The 19,279-nt window shown below is 63.6% G+C and carries 20 protein-coding genes and 2 pseudogenes; 5 read left to right on the plus strand and 17 right to left on the minus strand.

Annotated features, from left to right (window positions below):
- Nucleotides 1–209: 209 nt before the first annotated feature.
- Nucleotides 210–428 (plus strand): hypothetical protein, encoded by a 219-nt coding sequence (locus AC1D0I_RS00605; protein ID WP_184872579.1) that lies wholly within the window; start codon nt 210–212, stop codon nt 426–428.
- Here AC1D0I_RS00605 and AC1D0I_RS00610 read toward each other — a convergent pair.
- The 5 genes and pseudogenes from AC1D0I_RS00610 to AC1D0I_RS00630 form a co-directional block, all read right to left on the minus strand.
- Nucleotides 406–843 (minus strand): annotated as a pseudogene (locus tag AC1D0I_RS00610) (DUF3052 family protein). The gene AC1D0I_RS00605 and the pseudogene AC1D0I_RS00610 sit on opposite strands and share 23 nt — an antisense overlap.
- A 2-nt stretch (nt 844–845) precedes the next feature.
- Nucleotides 846–2,684, minus strand: a complete 1,839-nt coding sequence (gene sdhA / locus AC1D0I_RS00615; RefSeq protein WP_477392378.1) for a succinate dehydrogenase flavoprotein subunit — start codon at nt 2,682–2,684, stop codon at nt 846–848.
- A 1-nt stretch (nt 2,685) separates the two neighbouring features.
- Nucleotides 2,686–3,081 carry a succinate dehydrogenase, hydrophobic membrane anchor protein gene (gene sdhD, locus AC1D0I_RS00620; RefSeq protein ID WP_477224699.1) on the minus strand — a complete coding sequence of 132 codons (396 nt, stop codon included), beginning with the start codon at nt 3,079–3,081 and terminating at the stop codon, nt 2,686–2,688.
- A gap of 2 nt (nt 3,082–3,083) precedes the next feature.
- The gene (gene sdhC, locus AC1D0I_RS00625; protein WP_477392380.1) at nt 3,084–3,488 is read right to left on the minus strand and encodes a succinate dehydrogenase, cytochrome b556 subunit; all 405 of its coding nucleotides are present in this window, start codon (nt 3,486–3,488) and stop codon (nt 3,084–3,086) included.
- Nucleotides 3,489–3,734: 246 nt separating this feature from the next.
- Nucleotides 3,735–4,133 (minus strand): hypothetical protein, encoded by a 399-nt coding sequence (locus tag AC1D0I_RS00630; RefSeq protein ID WP_477392382.1) that lies wholly within the window; start codon nt 4,131–4,133, stop codon nt 3,735–3,737.
- Nucleotides 4,134–4,385: 252 nt separating this feature from the next.
- Here AC1D0I_RS00630 and AC1D0I_RS00635 point away from each other — a divergent pair, with 252 nt between their 5' ends.
- Nucleotides 4,386–4,748 carry a hypothetical protein gene (locus tag AC1D0I_RS00635; RefSeq protein ID WP_477392384.1) on the plus strand — a complete coding sequence of 121 codons (363 nt, stop codon included), beginning with the start codon at nt 4,386–4,388 and terminating at the stop codon, nt 4,746–4,748.
- Between the two features lie 7 nt (nt 4,749–4,755).
- On the opposite strand, the gene AC1D0I_RS00640 is transcribed toward AC1D0I_RS00635, so the two are convergent.
- The 9 genes and pseudogenes from AC1D0I_RS00640 to rplS form a co-directional block, all read right to left on the minus strand.
- Entirely contained in the window at nt 4,756–5,952 is a 1,197-nt protein-coding gene (locus tag AC1D0I_RS00640) for a GGDEF domain-containing protein (protein WP_477392385.1), read from the minus strand.
- Between the two features lie 76 nt (nt 5,953–6,028).
- Complete coding sequence (locus AC1D0I_RS00645) at nt 6,029–7,225, minus strand: GGDEF domain-containing protein (RefSeq protein ID WP_477392387.1); 1,197 nt, start codon at nt 7,223–7,225, stop codon at nt 6,029–6,031.
- A 163-nt stretch (nt 7,226–7,388) separates the two neighbouring features.
- Nucleotides 7,389–8,798, minus strand: a complete 1,410-nt coding sequence (leuC, locus tag AC1D0I_RS00650; protein ID WP_477392389.1) for a 3-isopropylmalate dehydratase large subunit — start codon at nt 8,796–8,798, stop codon at nt 7,389–7,391.
- 272 nt (nt 8,799–9,070) lie between these two features.
- Nucleotides 9,071–9,706, minus strand: coding sequence for a class I SAM-dependent DNA methyltransferase (locus AC1D0I_RS00655; RefSeq protein ID WP_477392391.1), 636 nt, complete (start codon nt 9,704–9,706; stop codon nt 9,071–9,073).
- 58 nt (nt 9,707–9,764) lie between these two features.
- Complete coding sequence (locus AC1D0I_RS00660; protein WP_477392393.1) at nt 9,765–10,574, minus strand: amino acid ABC transporter permease; 810 nt, start codon at nt 10,572–10,574, stop codon at nt 9,765–9,767.
- A 236-nt stretch (nt 10,575–10,810) separates the two neighbouring features.
- Nucleotides 10,811–11,608, minus strand: a complete 798-nt coding sequence (locus AC1D0I_RS00665) for a transporter substrate-binding domain-containing protein (protein WP_095084031.1) — start codon at nt 11,606–11,608, stop codon at nt 10,811–10,813.
- 176 nt (nt 11,609–11,784) lie between these two features.
- Nucleotides 11,785–12,270, minus strand: a complete 486-nt coding sequence (locus AC1D0I_RS00670) for a MarR family winged helix-turn-helix transcriptional regulator (protein ID WP_477392394.1) — start codon at nt 12,268–12,270, stop codon at nt 11,785–11,787.
- Nucleotides 12,267–12,701 (minus strand): annotated as a pseudogene (locus AC1D0I_RS00675) (organic hydroperoxide resistance protein). Before AC1D0I_RS00675 ends, AC1D0I_RS00670 begins: the two are co-directional and overlap by 4 nt.
- Nucleotides 12,702–12,844: 143 nt before the next feature.
- Nucleotides 12,845–13,390, minus strand: coding sequence for a 50S ribosomal protein L19 (gene rplS / locus AC1D0I_RS00680; RefSeq protein WP_095084028.1), 546 nt, complete (start codon nt 13,388–13,390; stop codon nt 12,845–12,847).
- Between the two features lie 327 nt (nt 13,391–13,717).
- Here rplS and AC1D0I_RS00685 point away from each other — a divergent pair, with 327 nt between their 5' ends.
- A complete protein-coding gene (locus AC1D0I_RS00685) occupies nt 13,718–14,470 on the plus strand; it encodes a sulfite exporter TauE/SafE family protein (protein WP_477392396.1) in 753 nt (250 codons plus the stop codon).
- Here the strand turns inward: AC1D0I_RS00685 and AC1D0I_RS00690 are convergent.
- From AC1D0I_RS00690 to rimM, 3 genes are read right to left on the minus strand one after another with little or no spacing between them, the layout of a single operon-like run.
- Nucleotides 14,452–14,916, minus strand: coding sequence for a DUF4279 domain-containing protein (locus AC1D0I_RS00690; protein ID WP_095084026.1), 465 nt, complete (start codon nt 14,914–14,916; stop codon nt 14,452–14,454). The two genes, AC1D0I_RS00685 and AC1D0I_RS00690, sit on opposite strands and share 19 nt — an antisense overlap.
- The gene (trmD, locus tag AC1D0I_RS00695) at nt 14,909–15,610 is read right to left on the minus strand and encodes a tRNA (guanosine(37)-N1)-methyltransferase TrmD (protein ID WP_477392398.1); all 702 of its coding nucleotides are present in this window, start codon (nt 15,608–15,610) and stop codon (nt 14,909–14,911) included. Before trmD ends, AC1D0I_RS00690 begins: the two co-directional genes overlap by 8 nt.
- Entirely contained in the window at nt 15,607–16,206 is a 600-nt protein-coding gene (rimM, locus tag AC1D0I_RS00700) for a ribosome maturation factor RimM (protein ID WP_095084024.1), read from the minus strand. The genes trmD and rimM overlap by 4 nt, the downstream gene beginning before the upstream one ends.
- A gap of 228 nt (nt 16,207–16,434) precedes the next feature.
- Here rimM and AC1D0I_RS00705 point away from each other — a divergent pair, with 228 nt between their 5' ends.
- Nucleotides 16,435–17,373 carry a tyrosine recombinase XerC gene (locus AC1D0I_RS00705; protein ID WP_477392823.1) on the plus strand — a complete coding sequence of 313 codons (939 nt, stop codon included), beginning with the start codon at nt 16,435–16,437 and terminating at the stop codon, nt 17,371–17,373.
- A gap of 255 nt (nt 17,374–17,628) precedes the next feature.
- The gene (locus AC1D0I_RS00710) at nt 17,629–18,696 is read left to right on the plus strand and encodes a TraB/GumN family protein (RefSeq protein ID WP_457150756.1); all 1,068 of its coding nucleotides are present in this window, start codon (nt 17,629–17,631) and stop codon (nt 18,694–18,696) included.
- Nucleotides 18,697–19,279: the final 583 nt, after the last annotated feature.

The following is a 19,279-nucleotide window of genomic DNA, read 5'->3' on the forward strand; positions in this document are numbered from 1 at the left end:
ATCGACGATTTCCGAAGTGGATATCGAGAATCATTTAACGCTATACTAAGGCAATGCTGATAAGCGCAAATATCAAACGGCCAATTACTTTCGAGATTGCTAATATACGTCGCTCAAAAGTGACCTCGGTTTTGGGCGAACGGCGTGCATGAGCGGTTCGACGTTTCCGTGAAACGGTGAACCGCTCTAAGCGCATTGTTGTGTGATAGATGGACGGCCTCGTATTTCAGGCGAGCGCCGAAATTCTCGATCAGACGGGCCAGCCGGTCGATCTGTGCAAAGTCGACAGCGCCAGCCATATCGCAGAGGTCATCGAAAAGCGCGATAGAGACCGTGCGCCATCCGGCTTCGGTCAGGTTTTGCCTTGCTGGATCTTCGAATTCTTGGGGAGCGTCAGTTCAACCGTTACCTGCGGTCTTTTCGGATGACGAGCTTCAGCCCGGACCAGATTTCATTGACGGCGGCGACTTTCACATCGACCAGGTCGCGCTTCAGCGCCTCGGCGCGAACGACGCTCTCGGTGACGTCGGTCGGCACCTTCGATGCCTTTTTCGGCTAGGACACCCAGACCATGCCGTCGCGCTTGATCGCCGCTTCGACATCGCCGAGGCGATCCTCGATCTCGGCGCGCTGCCGGGTGAAGGCATGGACGGCATCGTATTTCTGGGTCGTTCCCGAAATCTCCGACCAATCGGCCAGCCGGTCGACCGAAGAGAAACGCGCGGCATCCGTGAGATCGTCCAGGTCGTGGGGCAGCGCGATAAAGGCTGCGGTCATGCCGTCCTTCAGGCCGAGCTTGGCCGGAAGGGGCGTACCGGAATATCCTGCTGCCGCCGGCGCCATCGTCAATACACCCTGGCCTTGGGCGCGATCTTGGCGAGGCTGATGCCGCCGTCCTTTTCCGCCAGCAGCGGCTCGGTATGCACCGGCCGGTAGGACAGCGTCACCTTGCCGTCTTCGCTGAGCCGGGCCAGCGTATGCTTGCGCCAGACCGTGTCGTCGCGTGCCGAAAAGTCTTCCCGCGCATGCGCCCCGCGGCTCTCCTTGCGCGCCTCGGCGCTGTAGACCGTTGTGATGGCGTTGGCCATCAGGTTTTCCAGTTCCAGCGTCTCGACCAGGTCGGAGTTCCAGATCATCGAACGGTCGAACACCTTTATGTCCTTGAGCTCGGTCCAGATTTCCGAAATGCGCTTGCAGCCATTCTCCAGCGATTCCTGCGTGCGGAACACCGCCGCGTCTTCCTGCATCGCCCGCTGCATCTTTTCACGCAAGCTTGCCGTCGGCGTCGAGCCGTTGGCGTGGCGGAGCCGATCGAAGCGGTCCATGATCTTTTCGACCGAGGCTTCGTTGGGCGCGGGGATCGCCGACTTGCGATCGATGACCTGGCCGGCCCGGATCGCCGCCGCGCGGCCGAACACCACCAGGTCGATCAGCGAGTTCGAACCCAGCCGGTTGGCGCCGTGCACCGAGGCGCAGCCGGCCTCGCCGACCGCCATCAGCCCGGGCGACACCTTGTCCGGGCTCCTTGGCGTCGGGTTGAGCACCTCGCCCCAGTAATTGGTCGGCACGCCGCCCATATTGTAGTGCACCGTCGGCAGCACCGGGATCGGCTCCTTGGTCAGGTCGACGCCGGCAAAGATCTTTGCCGATTCCGAAATGCCCGGCAGCCGCTCGTGCAGCACGGCCGGATCGAGATGGTCGAGGTGCAGGAAGATGTGGTCCTTCTTCGGGCCGACGCCGCGTCCTTCGCGGATCTCCAGCGTCATGCAGCGCGAGACGACGTCGCGCGAGGCAAGGTCCTTGGCCGACGGCGCGTAACGCTCCATGAAGCGCTCGCCCTCGGAGTTGACGAGATAGCCACCCTCGCCGCGCGCGCCTTCGGTGATCAGGCAGCCGGCGCCGTAGATGCCGGTCGGGTGGAACTGCACGAACTCCATGTCCTGCAGGGGGAAGCCGGCGCGTGCGGCCATGCCGCCGCCGTCGCCGGTGCAGGTATGCGCCGAAGTCGCCGAGAAATAGGAGCGGCCATAGCCGCCGGTCGCCAGCACCACCATCTTGGCCGAGAAGCGGTGGATGGTGCCGTCGTCGAGGTTCCATGCGACGACGCCGGTGCAGGTACCGTCCGGCTCCATGATCAGGTCGAGCGCGAAATACTCGATGAAGAACTGGGCGTTGTTCTTCAGCGACTGGCCGTAGAGCGTGTGCAGGATGGCGTGGCCGGTGCGGTCGGCGGCCGCGCAGGTGCGCTGCACCGGCGGGCCCTCGCCGTAATTCATCATGTGGCCGCCGAACGGCCGCTGGTAGATCTTGCCCTCTTCGGTGCGAGAGAACGGCACGCCGTAATGTTCGAGCTCGTACACCGCCGCCGGCGCCTCGCGCACCAGATATTCCATGGCGTCGACATCGCCCAGCCAGTCCGAGCCCTTGACGGTGTCGTACATATGCCACTGCCAGGAATCGGGCCCCATGTTGGACAGCGAAGCGGCGATGCCGCCTTGCGCCGCCACAGTGTGCGAGCGGGTCGGGAAAACCTTGGTGATGCAGGCGGTGCGAAGGCCCTGTTCGGCCATGCCGAGCGTGGCGCGCAGGCCGGCGCCACCGGCGCCGACGACCACCACGTCGAATTTGTGATCGACATAGGTGTAGGCGGAACCGGTGTTGGCTCCTTTTGCGTCCTTGGCCAACTCAGCCTCCGAATGCCAGCTTGAGCAGGGCGAAGATCGAGGCGACGCCGACCGCTATGGTGAAAAACGTATTGAGCGCGATAAGCGCCAGCTTCATGCCCTCGCCATGCACGTAGTCCTCGATGATCACCTGCATGCCGAGCCGCATATGGATGAGCCCGGAGATGAGCACCAGGGCCAGCACCAGCGCCACGAACGGATTGGCAAGCGCCGCCCGCACGTCCGCATAGTCGGCGCCGTTGAGCGCGATCAGGAAACCGACGAAGAACAGCGTCAGCGGGATGTTGGCGATGGCGGTGAGGCGCTGGCGCCAGAAATGTCCGGTGCCCTCGCGGGCCGAACCCAGGCCGCGGACTTTCGCCAGCGGCGTGCGCATGTCGGTCTTGCCAGTGCTCATGATCAGGCTCCCCGCGCCATATAGCCGGCGATCCAGATCAGCAGCGTGAGCAGGATCGAGCCGGCCAGCGTCGCCCAGGCGATCTTCGAGGCCGTGTGCTTCTCGAGGCCGGCGCCGGTATCCCAGACCAAGTGGCGCACGCCACCCAGCATGTGGTGCATCAGCGCCCAGGTGTAGCCGAACAGGATCAGCCGGCCGAGCCAGGTGCCGAAGGCCCAATTGACCCAGTCGAATGTCGGCTGCGAGCTTGCCGCCGCCATCAGCCATATGGCGACCAGCAGCGTGCCGAAATAGAGCGCGCCGCCGGTGATGCGATGGATGATCGACATCGTCATGGTGATCGGCGGCCGGTACACGGTCAGGTGCGGCGAAAGCGGTCTTGCGCGGGTGGCTGGTGATTTGCTCATGGCTCCCCCAGATCGGCGTCCCTGGAGCCTCAGGTGGAAATGCGGCGTTGCCGCTTCCGGATGCGACTTCGGACAGCCGGTTTCTAATGCTCTTTTTGCACCGCGTCAAAGCCAGAAAACCGTTTCGAAAACGTAATTTAGTCTGACTAAAAGGCAGGCGCAGGCTTCAATCGATTAGCGGTGATTGGGCCGAAGCCGGCTCGCTATCGCTGCAGTGCAACATACCGGTCCGACATGGCCCCCAAGTCAGCGCTTACAGGTCACCGGCGTCGACCCAGCCTTCATCACCAACGCTTCGCGGCCATCGATCACAATCGCGTCATGCGCCTGCTGGTAACGGCTGTTCTGGTTGGCCGGCGAGGCCTGCAGATCTTCGCTGGTACCGTCGGACCCGAGAACATGCACCGAGGTGCCGAGATTCTCGATGGTCATCCTGCCGCCATCGGCGCAACTGTAGGTCGCGGTGCGCGGCTGCGGCGAGGTCATGTCGGTGCCGGCACCGCCCGCCGAGGCGGCAGGCGCCAGCGAGAACGACGTTGCGGCTCTGTTGCCGGCTCTCGGAGGATCATTCTGCGGCACGCAGGCCATGGCGACCAGAAGCGGCAACAGGAAAAGCATCACCCGAAACGTCCGGCCTGGCGCCATATGCTGTCCCTCCCGCGCGGCAAACTGGCCACGATACGTTGCCAAGATCAAGGTCGTCAGACGCCGAGCTTGACGCCGGCCGCGATGGTGCGGCCAAGCATGGCCGAAAGATGGCCACCGGGTTTTCCACCCAGTCGGATATTAACCATGTTCACCGAGACATCGCCACGAATCGCGCCGGCCTCTTAACAAAGGTTAAGAAAAGGTTAATTTCTGATTCGAGGAGGCTTTCCTCTAAGCAAGGAGGACGCCATGCGTTCGAACTCGGAAAGAATGCGCCTTGTGGCGCTCATCGTGGCGGCTTCCGTCGTTGGCCTGGCGGCGCCAGCGCTCGCCGGCGCACGCCACCACGACCGCGTCTACGCCGATTCGCTCGGCAATCTCGTCATCGACAGCGCCGCCGGCTACAAGCGCATCCTGGTTGGCGAAGGCAAATTGGCCCAGCAGCTGTCCGACTACACCAGCGCCGGCCAGCCCAAGGTGATCTACGAGAATGAATCGGACGAAATCACCGGCTCCGGCGATTGTTACCGGCCGCCGGTGTTCGTGAAGGGCCGCAGCTATATGTACGGGCTTGCTGATGGCGAGATGCCCGAGCTCAGCCCCTGCCAGTGATCCGGATCTAACCAGCGCCGGCTGTAATCTCTCTTCCGCCGGCCGGCCCGGCGGAGACACGCACACAATCGCGCCCGGCATTCTTCGCCTGGTAAAGTGCCTGGTCGGCGCGCCGCATCAGACCGGCAAAATCCTCGCTCGGATGAAGCTCGGCGACGCCGAAGCTTGCCGTGCAGCGATTGTCCACCGGCAGTCCATCGATGGGCAGCGCGCTGAAAGCGCTGCGCGCGCCCTCGGCGAACAGCCGGGCGGCGGCAAGGTTGGTTCCCGGCAGGATGATGGCGAACTCCTCGCCACCGATTCGGCCGGCGACATGGTGACCAGCGGCGGCCTCGCGCAGGAAACCGGAAAAAGTCTCGATCACCCGGTCGCCGGACGCATGGCCGAAGCTGTCGTTGACGCTCTTGAAATGATCGAGGTCGGCGATGACCAGCGCGACCGGCACGCCTTGCCGCACCGCGCCCAGCACCGCCAGCTCCGCGTGGCGGGCGAAGCCGCCGCGGTTGAGCAGGCGCGAAAGCGTGTCCGTCTCCGACCTCGACGTCACCTCGGCGAGCACGTCGCGAACCAGGATGGCCAGAATCAGCAGCGCCAGCGCCAGGCCAAAGACGGTGCCGAGCGACTGCGACACCAACGCGTAGTTGCTTTGCAGATAGGCCTGCGGGTTGGCGCCCCAGCCGCCGAGCGCATGCGCGATGAACGGCTTTGAGGCAAACTGCAGCCCGCTGGCCGCCAGCACCGCCATCAGGATGCGGTCGAGACGGGCGTGCCTTTGCCTCGACGACCAGACGATCACGAGACCGATGAACTGCATGACCGCATAGGGAAGCTGGTAGGCCATCATGCGGGCCAGCGACTGGCGCGGCAGGTCCTGCACGAAGTACACCGCGACAGAGGTGGCGACGAGGAAGAACAGCATCTGCTTCCACGGTGGCGATACGCCGTATTTGTGCGCCAGCCCGCCATTGAAGGCGATGGTGGCGCCAAGGAACACCGCGAAGGCGGCGACGACCACCGGCCGCGCGTTGTCGAAGGCGGGGATGCTGAATTCGATGGCGAAATACACCATGCCCAGCAGATAGCCGAACGCCAGCCAGCGCGGCGCGGCGCGACCGGCCTCATGCAACGCGACCGCGATGAAGGACGCCGCCAACAGGCCGGCGACCGACACATTGATCAACAGGATGAAATTGGCGCCGCTCATAGTCTTCCCGAACCCGCGCCGACAGCTAAGCATCGAGCGGCGAAGAAGACGTTAACGCTGGCCTGGCGGGGCGCGATCAGCCCACCTTGAGCGGCTCCGGCACGAACACCGTTTCCGGGCGCTCGTAGGACAGGCGCACGCTGTCGCGGCCATTCTTCTTGGCCTTGTAGAGCGCATCGTCGGCACGGCGCATCAGCGGCTCGAGCGCCTCGTCGCCGCTGCGGGCCGCCACGCCGAAACTCGCTGTCACCTTGGTGCCGGCAGGAAGCCCGTCGACCTGGCCGGCCGAATATACCGTGCGCACGGCTTCGGCGAACAGCCGCGCGGCAGCGAGATCGCTCAACGGCAGCAGCACGGCAAACTCTTCGCCGCCGATACGCCCGGCAACGCCGCGCGTCCCGGCGGCCAACCGAAGCTTGGCAGCGAAGTCGGCGATCACGCGATCGCCCGCCGCATGCCCATGTACGTCGTTGAGCGCCTTGAAATGATCGAGGTCGGCCAGCACCAGCGCGACCGGGAAGCGGGCCGTGGCGCAGTGGCGCAACAGCTGCATGCCTCGTTCCTCGAAGCCGCGGCGATTGAGAAGACCCGAAAGTGGGTCGGTGTAGGTCTCGGTCTTCAGCGCCTTCATCACGTCAAGTGCCGCAGCGGAGAACAGGCAGAGCGCAATCAGCAGCGACAGCAGTGCATGCGACAGCAGCGCGGTCGTCCAGTAGGACGAGGCATAGAAGCCGTCATAGCTGGTGAAGGGTCCGTGCGCGATGACGACGACAAGGGTGCGCACGAAGAAGTTCAGGCCCGACAGGAGCGACAGCACGAACAGGATGTTTTCGGTCGGGCCATTGCGGCGCACCGGGCGCAGTTCGGCGGCGACCAGAAGACTGATCCCGCCGAAAGCGAAATTCATCGCCAGGATGCGCCAGGTGAGATCCGGCGCGACGAACAGGAGCCAGCAAAACGACGCCAGGCCACCGCCGGCCAGTACGCCGATCCCGACATAGGGCACCTTGCGGCCATAGCGGTGGATGATGGCGCTGGACAGGCAGCAACCGGCAACGGTGAAGCAGATATTCGACGTCAGCTTGGTCAGCTGCATGCCGAAGGGCAAGGTGAAATACTGCAGCAGGAAGCCGGCCGCCGAGAGACCGTAGCTGATCGCCAAAACGGCGAGATATGGGCGGTGGCGTTGATAGGACCATAGCACGAGGAAGGCCGCGCCGAGTGCCAGCGCGATCGTCGGATTGAGCAGCGCTATCAACAGACCGGTGTCCAAAGGACTGTGACTTCCCCTCGCTTACGTCAGGGAAGACCTTAGGGTGCAAGCCCAAACAAGCAGTTAAGCGAAAGCTGAATATGTAACGGAGCGGATGAAAAAGACCCCGGAGCCGCAAGGCGGTCCGGGGTCTGGCATGCATTAGAAGCCGAAGGCTCCAGCGTTATTTCCACTCGCGGATATCGACGAAGTGGCCGGCGATCGCCGCCGCCGCCGCCATCGCCGGTGACACCAGGTGCGTGCGGCCCTTGAAGCCTTGCCGGCCTTCGAAATTGCGGTTCGAGGTCGAGGCGCAGCGTTCATGCGGCTTCAGCCGGTCGTCGTTCATGGCAAGGCACATCGAGCAGCCCGGCTCGCGCCAGTCGAAGCCGGCGGCGACGAAGATCTTGTCGAGGCCTTCGGCTTCCGCTTGTTCCTTGACCAGGCCGGAGCCGGGCACGATCATCGCATCGACATGCGGGCTGACCGTCTTGCCTTCGACCACCTTGGCGACGGCGCGCAGGTCCTCGATGCGGCCATTGGTGCAGGAACCGATGAAGACGCGATCGAGCGTGATGTCGGTGATCCTGGTGCCCGGCGTCAGCCCCATATAGTCGAGCGCGCGCTGCTTGGAGGTGCGCTTGTTTTCATCCGAAATATCGTCCGGATTCGGCACGATGCCTTGCACCGACACGACATCCTCGGGCGAGGAGCCCCAGGAAACGATCGGCGGCAGCTTGGCCGCGTCGAGCACGATCACCTTGTCGAAATGTGCGCCTTCGTCGGACTGCAGCGTCTTCCAGTATTCCATTGCCGCATCCCAGGCCGCGCCCTTCGGCGCGCGCGGCTTGTCCTTGACATAGGCGAAGGTCGTCTCGTCCGCCGCGATCAGGCCGGCGCGCGCGCCGCCCTCGATCGACATGTTGCAGATCGTCATGCGGCCTTCCATCGACAGCGCACGGATCGCCTCGCCGGCATATTCGATGACATAGCCGGTGCCGCCGGCGGTGCCGATCTCGCCGATGATGGCCAGGATGATGTCCTTGGCGGTGACGCCTTCAGGCAACTGGCCGTCGACACGCACCAGCATGTTCTTGGCCTTGCGCTGGATCAGCGTCTGCGTCGCCAGCACGTGCTCGACCTCGGACGTACCGATGCCGTGCGCCAGCGCGCCGAAGGCGCCGTGGGTCGAGGTGTGGCTGTCACCGCAGACGATGGTCATACCGGGCAGCGTAAAGCCCTGCTCCGGACCGATTATGTGGACGATGCCCTGGCGGATATCGTTTTCCGAATAATACTCGACGCCGAAATCCTTGGCATTCTTGGCCAGCGCCTCGACCTGGATGCGGCTTTCCTCGTTCTTGATGCCGAACTTGCGCTCGGGCGAGGTCGAGACATTGTGATCGACCACGGCCAGCGTCTTTTCCGGATGCCGGACCTTGCGGCCGCTCAGGCGCAAGCCTTCGAAGGCCTGCGGGCTGGTCACTTCATGGACGAGGTGGCGGTCGATGTAGAGCAGGCAGGTGCCGTCGTCCTGGCGGTCGACGACGTGGTCGTCGAAAATCTTGTCGTAGAGGGTGCGCGGTGCGCTCATGTGCGTAAATCCGTCGATATGAGAATGGGAAGGAGCAGATGCCGGATCACCGGTCCGGCGAAACGACCTGGACAGGTCGGCCTAGGGTAGTCGGCTGGTCAGCGCGCCGGAGACGCGCGCGGAGAAACGCGACGGCAGGCGTTTTCTGTCCTGCAGCACGAACCCCTTATAGGCCGGATCGCCAAAAAGCTCTTCCATGGCGTGGCTCATACCAATGTTTTGGCTTTTCGGCAATTGGAAGCTGCCGTCGCAGGACGTCGGTCCCTCTCCCCTCACATCACCTCAAAAACAAAGGTCTTCACCAGCGCATCGGGCTCGGCGATCGCATAGCAGCGGAACCATGGACTTTGCTCGACCGGCCGCCATGTCTTCGCCTGCTCCAGCTCGTCGAAAACGGCCTGGAAGCCGCCGCTTACAAAAACCTGGTCGCGCACGGTGAAGATGGCGTGGCCGCCCTTCCGGGTGATGCGCACCAGCTCATGCAGGCTCGAGGCCGGCGCATGGCTGATGGTGAAAACGCCGGTTGAGAAGAAAGCGCGGAAATGGCCATCCGGCCATGGCAGCGGCCCGCCCAGCATCGCTTGTTTCAGCTCGCTGTAGGCATTGCGGCTGCCGGCGATTTTCAGCATGTCGTCGGAGAGGTCGAGCCCGGCGATGTCGCGGTAGCCGAGCGCCTGCAGCGACGGTCCCGACAGGCCGGTGCCGCAGCCGGCATCGAGCAGCGGTCCGTCGCCCGCCGGCACGTGGCGGGCCACCCAGGCGGTGATCAGGAAAGGCAGGAGATAACCGAGCGAAGCCGTCTCGCTGTCATAGGTCGCAGCCCATGCGGCATAGGCCTCGGCCAGCGCTTCCGGCGTGTCGGCCGTGTAGACGGAATCCAGCGCCGCATTGGCTTTGTCGACGATCATGTGACGTCCTCATTCGAGATATGGAGACAAGGATCGTAGCGCCGTCTTCGCTCAAAAACTATTCTTCGTGCTGGCGGCGCAACCGGCGTTCCAGCGCCCGCAAGGCCAGCGACAGGCCGACGGTCAGGATGAGATAGATGTAGGCGACGATCGAATAGGTCTCGAAGAAGCGGAACGAGCCGGCGGCATAGACCTTGCCCATCTGCGTGATGTCGGCGACGCCGAGCACCGAGACCAGCGAGGAATCCTTGACCAGGGCGACGAAATCATTGCCGAGCGGCGGCAGGATGGTGCGGATCGCCTGCGGAAACACGATCAGCCGGAAGCGTTGAGCGCGTGTCAGGCCGAGCGCCTTCGCCGCCTCGATCTGGCCCTTCTCCACGGACTGGATGCCGGCGCGAAAGACCTCCGAGATGAACGCCGAATAGCCGATGGTCAGCGCCATGATGGCGCGCCACAAGAGCGACACGTCGCGCACCAGCAATTCGCCCACAAGGCCAGCATTCTGCAGCGGTGCGGTCAGGGCATTCCAACCCGCAACGAAGGCCGGCGCGCCGACGAAGGCGATCCAGAACAACAGCACCAGGATCGGCACGCCGCGGATGATCTCGACATAGAAGCGGGCGATCTGGCGTAGCCAGCGCGAGCCCGACAGCCCCATCAGCGCGATGCCGAGGCCAATGCCAGACGCCAAAACGAAGGCAATCACGGTGACGAAAACGGTAATGCCTATGCCCTTGGCTACGGTGGCGAAGACCTGGGCGTAGAGGTTGCTGGTGGCAACGAAGACGGCCACCGCAATCGCGATGGCCACGGCCACGACCAGCCACCAGGGGAAGTCGGATTTTGAGGTAGAAGCGGCCTGCATCAGAAGGATTGCACCAAGGCACCCCCCTCTGGCCTGCCGGCCATCTCCCCCGCAAGGGGGGAGATTGGCAGCTCCGGAGGCAGTGCTTCAACATTGGCGATTGGCGAAAGCGGGGGCGACATCTGATCTCCCCCCTTGCGGGGGAGATGTCCGGCAGGACAGAGGGGGGCGGGAAGAAACGATGTTCGTGCAAGTTTCAGCGCGCTAGAACCACCCCACACCCGCGCCAAGACGAACTACTGCCCCATCTTGTAATCAAGAAACCATTTCTTGTTGAGCGTGTCGAACGTGCCGTCGGCCTTGAGCGCCGCGATAGCCGCGTTGACTGGCTTCACCAGATCGGAGCCCTTCGGAAAGATAAACCCGAAATCCTCGGTGCCCAGCGGCCCGCCGATCAGCTTCAGCTTACCGTCGGAGGCATCGACATAGCCCTTGCCCGCGGTACCGTCGGTCAGGACGACATCAACGTCGCCGGACTTCAACGCCTGCACCGTCGCACCAAAAGTCTCGAACAGTTTGATGCGCGGATTCTGCTCATTGCCGTCGAGCACGCTGTAGACGGCGGTGTAGAAGGGCGTCGTGCCGGCCTGGGCGCCGATCAGCCCGTCCTTGAAAGCGCCGAAGGTCTTGGCGTCGGTGAAGCGGCTTTCGTCGCCGCGCACCAGCATGAACTGTTCCGAGCGCATATAGGGGTCGGAGAAGTCGACCTTCTGCTTGCGGTCGTCCTTGATGGTGATGCCGGTCATGCCGATATTGTACTGGTTGTCGGAAACCGCCTGGATCATCGCGTCCCAGGAGGTGTTCTGGTACTCGACGGTGAAGTTCAGCCGCTTGGCGATCTCGTTCATCGCATCATATTCCCAGCCGATCTGTTTTCCCGTCTTGGCATCGATGAACTGCAGCGGCGGATAGGCGTTTTCGGTCACCACCACCACCTTCTTGCCGCCGAGATCGGGCAGCGCCTGCGCCAAGGCGGCAACGGGCGTAAGCATGAGGGCAAGCAGGCCGGCCAGCAGCAGTTTCGATTTGGTCATGACACACTCCCCGGAAGTGAAAGCGCCCGGACATCGGCCGGGCTTACAGGAAAATCCGGCGCCGACTTTAGCTTTCCGCAAGCGTCATGCAAGACGGTCCACTGCGTCGGCGCACGTGAAAACGGATTCCATTGCCTTCTATCCGGGGATTCCTGGACGATCGCCGTGGTGTCCCGTCAATCGGCGCTCGCTTCACGCAAACCGTCAATCAGCCGGGTCAGGGAGCGATGCAGGGATTTCAGCTCGTCGCTATCAAGCGGCGAATGGCACCACATCGCGGCCGACACCGCCTTGGCGCCCTCGCGCAGTGCTTTGCCCTGAGGCGTCGGTTCGACCAGCACCCGGCGTTCGTCGGCGGCATCGCGCCGGCGCGTGACCAGGCCGTTCGCTTCCAATCGCTTGAGCAGTGGCGTCAGCGTTGCCGAATCGAGCCCCAGCGCGTCGCCGAGTTCGCCGACCGTGCGCGGTGCATGTTCCCACAGCGCCAGCATGGTCAGATATTGCGGGTAGGTCAGGCCGAGCGGCTCGAGCAGCGGCCGGTAGAGCCGTGTCATCAGCCCGCTCGCCGAATAGAGCGCGAAGCACAGATGCTGATCGAGCTTCGGTATCCCGGCGAAATCCGCCGGGATGTCCAGGTGCGAAGAGGTCGTTCTGGTGGTCATGCTGCCTTTGCCGGAAGCGCCGTTGCCGAAAGCGCCACCTCGATGTTGCCCTTGATGGCGTTGGAATAGGGGCAAACCTCATGCGCTGCCGATACAAGCGCTTCCGCCGCCGCCTGATCAAGACCTTTCGTCTCAGCCGCCAGCGAAACGCCGAGCAGGAAACCGCCCTGGCCATTCGGATGCAGGCTGACATTGGCCGTCGCCGAGGCATCCTGCAGCGGCAGCTTCTGCTTGCCGGCGATGAAGCGCATGGCGCTTTCGAAGCAGGCGGCATAGCCGGCGGCGAAAAGCTGCTCGGGATTGGTGGCGCCGCCCTTGCCACCAAGTTCCTTTGGCATGGCAAGGTTGAGGCTGAGCAGGCCATCGTTGCTCTGAACGTGGCCGGCGCGGCCGCCGACGGCGCGGGCCTAGGTGGAATACAAAGCTGTCATCTCGTGTCTCCATTTATATTGTGCACGATTGTTTAGTACACGATATAATGGGAGTCAATCGCGGATATCCAGCCAGTGCATCATTCCTGAAAACGAAAAAGGCGGCCGAAGCCGCCTTTTTACAAACATGATTGGCGAAAAACTTATTCGGCGGTCGCGGCTTCCGCGGCCTTGGCTGCCTCAGCCTCGGCGGCTGCCTTCTTCTCGGCTGCTTCCTTGGCGGCCGTCTCGGCGGCCAGAGCCTCGGCGGCTGCCACCTTCTCGGCCTCGATACGGGCCTTCTCGGCGTTCAGCGCATCGCGCTCGTCATCGTTCAGCTTGCGGGCGCGCACGCCGGTGTTTTCCGAAATACGGGCCGACTTGCCGCGACGATCGCGCAGATAGTAGAGCTTGGCGCGACGCACCTTGCCGCGGCGAACGATCTCAACGCCTTCGACCATCGGCGAATAGACCGGGAACACGCGCTCGACGCCTTCGCCGTAGGAGATCTTGCGGACGGTGAAATTTTCCTGGAAGCCGGAACCGGCGCGGGCGATGACGACGCCCTCATAGGCCTGGACGCGGGTGCGGGTGCCTTCGGTCACGCGGACCTGAACGCGCACGGTGTCGCCGGGCTGGAATTCGGGAAGCTTGCGCTTGGCTTCGATCTTGGCGGCCTGCTCGGCCTCGAGTTGACGGAGAAGATCCATCTCAAAAATCCACTTCTTGTTCTTCCGACAGCCAGAGCGTCCGACACTCGCCTTGCAGTTCCAATGACCGCTCGGCTATGCCCGTTATCGAAGACATCGGTGTCCAAGACATCGGGCAGGGGCGACTACACCGTCATTGTTGACGGGTCCGGCAGAGTTTTTCTTGCCGGTACGGGCGGGCACATACAGCTATTTCAGCGCTTTGTCACGCCTGACCCCGAGTCTTTTTTGCCTGCATGGCACCATCATAACCTTCCGGTGCCGGGTTGCGTCCGTATGCCAGGCTTCCTAAGCCGGGCGCAGCACAGTTTTTCGCGGCGGCCTTACATGTCTATCTTCGACGCCATCCTGCTTTTCCTGGCGGGCTTTCTGTCAGGCGCCGCCAATGCGGTCGCCGGTGGCGGCACTTTCATCACCTTCGGCGCCATGACATTGGTCGGCCTGCCGCCGATCGTCGCCAACGCCACCTCCTCGGTGACGCAGTTTCCCGGCTACATCACCTCGACGCTCGCCTACTGGGATGACATCCGCCACTTCTGGCGTGGCGCATTGCTTCTCTGCCTGATCTCGGCGGTCGGCGCGCTGGCTGGCGCGCTGATCTTGCTGGCGCTCGACAATCCGTCGTTCCGCGTCCTGGTGCCATGGCTGCTGCTGGGCGCAACGGCCCTGTTTGCCGCCGGGCCGTGGCTGAAACCGGCGCCGAAGCCGGGGCACGAAGCTGCGGTGGGCACGCTGACCGGTTCATTGGCGCAGTTCATCACCGCCATCTATGGCGGCTTCTTCGGCGCCGGCATGGGCGTCATGATGCTGGCGACGCTCGGCCTCACGCAAGCCGGCGACTATCACCGGCTGAACGCGCTGAAGAACATGCTGGCCATTGTCATCGCCGCGGTGGCGATCGTCGTCTTCGTCTCGGGCGGCGTTGTCGCCTGGCTGCAGGCGATCATCATGATCCCGGGCGGCGCGCTGGGCGGCTATGCCGGCGTCTGGATCGCCAAGCGCGTGCCGCAGAACGCGGTGCGCGGCTTCGTCGTCGCCGTCGGCCTGTTCCTGGCGTTTTACTATTTCGCTAAGGGGTGAGCCGGATCAATCTGGTTTCGAAAATCGGAATGACCTCTGGGTCGGCGGTAGATGTCGAGGTCGAGCTTTATGCCTCGCTCACCCAGTAACTTCAGCGTCGATGGGGTCAATCCCAAGCCCTGATTTACCTGATCGAGCCAGACGCCGCAGAACATGTCGACCTTGAACCGCCGCACGAGATCGGCCCAAACCGCGACGTCTGACGTGAGCGTCTTCAAGATACTTGCGATCTGGTGATCGAGTTGGTCGCCTTTGTCGCATCCCGACGAGAGCCTCCAGAGTCCGTTCAGCGCTATGCGGGGTGGTTGGTTTGGGGGATGCGTATGAATATCCCCTTTCCGAACTGCATAGGTCGGTTGTCCAGCTAAAAGTCTTGTGAGTTCGGCGGGGTCGAGATCATCGCCGAAGAATCTTAGCGACGCTGAACTCTGGGCAATCTCAGCCATTGTCGGCCTGGTCGTTTTCCAACAAATCCGGCCGCCGCTCTTTCGTCAGCGCCTCGGACTCCGCCCGCCGCCAGGCGGCGATCTTCTTGTGATTGCCTGATATCAGCACCTCGGGAATCTCGCGCCCCTCGAATTCCTGCGGCCGCGTGTAATGAGGGTGTTCGAGCAGGCCATTCTCGAAACTCTCCTCTTCGCCCGACACGGCATTGCCCATGACGCCGGGCAACAGCCGCACCACAGCGTCGAGCAGCACAAGGGCCGCCGGCTCACCGCCAGAGAGGATGAAATCGCCGATCGAAACCTCTTCCAATCCGCGCGCCTCGATCAGCCGCTGGTCGACGCCCTCGAAGCGTCCGCACAGGATCACAGCGCCCGGCCCGGCGGCGAGTTCGCGCACGCGCGCCTGCGTCAGCGGCCTGCCGCGCGGGCTCATCAGCAGCCGCGGCCGCGCGTCGCCCTCGGGCGAAGCATGGTCGATGGCCCTGGCCAAAACATCGGCGCGCATCACCATGCCGGCACCGCCGCCGGCCGGCGTGTCGTCGACGGTGCGGTGGCGGTCGGTGGCGAAGTCGCGGATCTGGATCGCTTCCAGCGACCATGTGCCACCTTCCAGCGCCCGGCCGGCCAGCGATAGCCCGAGCGCGCCCGGAAACATCTCGGGATAAAGCGTCAGCACCGAGGCTTTGAACGTCACCGGTTGCCCCCGGCGTCCCGCGGTCCGCGCGGCCTGCCCTTCGGGTCGAAGTCTTCCTCGCGCGGCGCATCGCCATCCTCGTCCTCGAGCAGCCCTGCCGCCGCCGGGTCGACGCGGACAAAGCCCTCGGCGATCGACACATCAGGCACCGCGGCCTGCGTGAACGGGATCAGCACGCCCTTGCGCCCGCCCAATGTCACATCGAGAATGTCGCCACCGCCGAAATTGTGCACGGCGACGACCTTGCCGATCACAGCACCGGCATCGTCCCGGACCTCCAGACCGACCAGGTCGGCATGGTAGAATTCGTCCTCCTCGCCATCGTCGGGCAGCATCGAGCGGTCGACGAACAGTTCGGTGCCGGCGAGCGCCTCGGCGGCGTTGCGGTCGGCAACACCCTTGAAGCGGACAACGACGACGGTGTTGGCGGGCCTGATGTCGATGATCTGGAAGGCGCGGCCGTCCCTGGCATAGAGCGGCCCATAATCGGCCAGCGCCAACGGCTCACCGGTGAAGGTCTTCACCCGCAATTCGCCCTTGATGCCGTGGGCGGCGCCGATCACGGCCATCTGGACGGGGTTCTGGGGCTTGCTCATGGCGCGATATCCTTTGGCTTTGCTCTAACGCTCCCGGATTGTCATTTCAATGACATGACTCTTCACCGCTTCCTAACCCGGCTGCCGGAAAATGGCGGCTGATGCATGTCGCCCAAAAGTGGGAACCGGTTTTGGGATGACGACATGCATGAAGACAAATGCATGTCGCCCAAAGGTGGCTCCAGTTTGGGGACAACGGCACGCATGAAGCAAGATTGGAAGCACACCATGCAGGAATTCCTCATCCCGGCAAAACCCGACCTCCAGGCGGCGCGTGAAAGCTGGCTGAAGATGCTGGCGCGCGAGCGCCGGCTGTCGGCGGAGACCGTCGAGGCCTATGAGCGCGACACGCGGCAGTTCCTGCATTTCCTCACCGGCCATTGTGGCGGCTCGCCCGGCATTTCGGACATCGCCAATCTGCGCCCAGCCGATCTGCGCGGCTTCCTCGCCGCGCGCCGCAACGCCGGCGTCGGCGCCCGCACGCTTGGGCGCGGACTGGCGGGCATCCGCTCGCTGTTGCGGTTCCTCGAACGGCGCGGCCTCGTCAACGCGGCCGGTGCGGCAGCCTTGCGCGCGCCGCGCCAGCCCAAATCGCTGCCCAAGCCACTGACGGCAAGCGATGCCAAGCATGTCGTTTCCGTCGAAGGCCAACTGGCGGAAGAGCCGTGGATCGCCGCCCGCAACGCAGCCGTGCTGACGCTGCTCTATGGCTCAGGCCTGCGCATTTCCGAGGCGCTCGGCCTCGCCGCCGCCGATCTGGCATTGGCGACCGACACCGTGCTGCGCGTCACCGGCAAGGGCGGCAAGACGCGGCTGGTGCCGGTGCTGCCGGTGGCGCTGCGAGCGATCGCCGAATACCGCCGGCTCTGCCCCTATCATCTCGACCCGAAGGGCCTTTTGTTTCGCGGCGCGCGCGGCGGCCCGCTCAACCCGGCCATAGTCCAGCGCGACATGGCCAAGATGCGCTCGGCGCTCAACCTGCCCGATACCGCGACGCCGCACGCTCTGCGCCATTCCTTCGCCACGCATCTGCTCGGCCGCGGTGGCGATTTGCGCACCATCCAGGAGCTCCTAGGCCACGCCAGCCTGTCGACGACGCAGATCTACACCGGCGTCGACACTGCCAGGCTGCTCGAAATTTATGAGTCTGCTCACCCAAGGGCATGATCATTTCGTCATCCCTGGGCGAAGCAGCCGCGCAGCGGCGTCGCGAAGACCCTGGGATCCATGCCGCGATCTCAGCCGAAGAATGCCGCGGACCAGAATTCAAAACGCCTGCGCCGAGTAGCTAGGACCGGTCAAAGACAATTTTGCAGTGCCGATTAACCGTTTTGCCGCTTTTTGCGCCTAGACCTGACCATGATCCCGAAAAGTGGGACCCGGTTTTCGGAAAAGGTCATGGTCAAACATGAAGACAGCGTCATGAAACGCGTCATCGCCATCGCCGACCGTGCAGCTTCGGTGTCGCTGAAGCTGCTTGTCGCGCTCAATGTCCTGTTTTTCCTGTCGTTCCTTGCCGTCTTGCTGCTTGCGGCCGGCAGGGCGCATGCCGAGATCCCCACCTGCACCGGCGCCGACATGCTGTCTGCCTTGCAGAAGAGCGATCCGTCGGCCTATCAGAAGATCGAGACTGAAGCCGCCGCCACTCCGAACGGCAAGGGCCTGCTGTGGAAGCTGGAGAAGCCGGGCGAAAAGCCGTCCTTCCTGTTCGGCACCATGCACATGACCGACCCGCGCGTCACCGCGCTGCCGCCGGCCGCGCAGAAGGCCTATGACGCCGCCGCCACCATCGTCATCGAAACCACCGACGTGCTCGATAAGCAGCAGATGATGGCGGCGATGCTCAAGGAGCCGGACCTGATGATGTTCACCGACTCCACGACGCTGTCGTCATTGCTGTCGCCCGACGATGCGGCGGCCATGAATGCCGCACTCGACGCGCGCGGCATCCCGCCGGCGACCGTCGCCAAGATGAAGCCGTGGATGCTCTCGGCCATGATGGCGCTTCCGGCTTGCGAACTCGCCCGCCAGTCCGGCGGCGCCCCGGTGCTCGACGTCAAGCTGGCGGAAGGTGCCAAGGCCGCCGGCAAGCCGGTCGAGGGACTGGAAACAGCTGCCAGCCAGTTGCGCGCCATGGCCTCTTTGCCACTGGCCTTTCACATGAAGGGGCTGGTCGACACGCTGAAGCTGGGCGACAAGGTCAACGACATCAACGAAACCATGATCGTTCTCTACCAGCGCGGCGACACCGGCATGTTCTGGCCGCTGTTCCGTGCGGCCATGCCTGACGAGCAGGACGACCCCGCCGGCTATGCCGCGTTCGAGGAAACCATGATCACCAGCCGCAACAAGGTGATGGTAGATCATGCCCAGCCGATCCTTGCCAGGGGCAATGCCTTCATGGCAGTCGGCGCCCTCCACCTTCCGGGTCCCGAAGGCCTGGTCGAGGATTTCCGCAAAGCCGGCTATACTGTCACCGCTGTCAACTGAGTCGCCGCATGGTGGTGGAGGATCCGGGCGTCGCGTTCTCGGCGTTTTCCTCGACTAGTGTGAAACCCATTCGACGGTAACGCGTTGATGGCTGTTGTTTGATGTTTTTCATCCACGGAGGACACTTTTATGGCGAACACACCGAATCCAAACGACCCGTTCAATTCGTCCACCAACGCTCCTCGCCCAAGCGGCGGTGGCAGCACCTGGCTGATTGTTCTGGTCGTCGTTATTCTGGCGGTTGTCGCGTATTATGTTTTCGGAAGAAGCGGCGGTGAGCATCCGGCACCTGCCGAGGCGCCGGCGGCCAGCACACCGGCACCTGCGCCGGCTCCTGCAGAACCTATGAAGCCAGCCGAACCGGCTCCGGCCGCGCCCGCTCCCGCGGCGCCTGCCCCAGCGCCCGCACCGGCTCCAGCGCCTGCGCCGGCTCCTGCCGCACCGGCCAACTGATCAGGCTCGATATCAAATACGAACGGCCCGCCAAAAGGCGGGCCGTTTTGCTTTGTGTGGGGCCGCCTTAAAGGCCTTTCCAGAAACTCGCTCCGGTGAGTCAGCTGGTGTGGTTTTCGAGAACCGGAGC

It is taken from the genome of Mesorhizobium sp. P2_D1, from assembly GCF_056404455.1.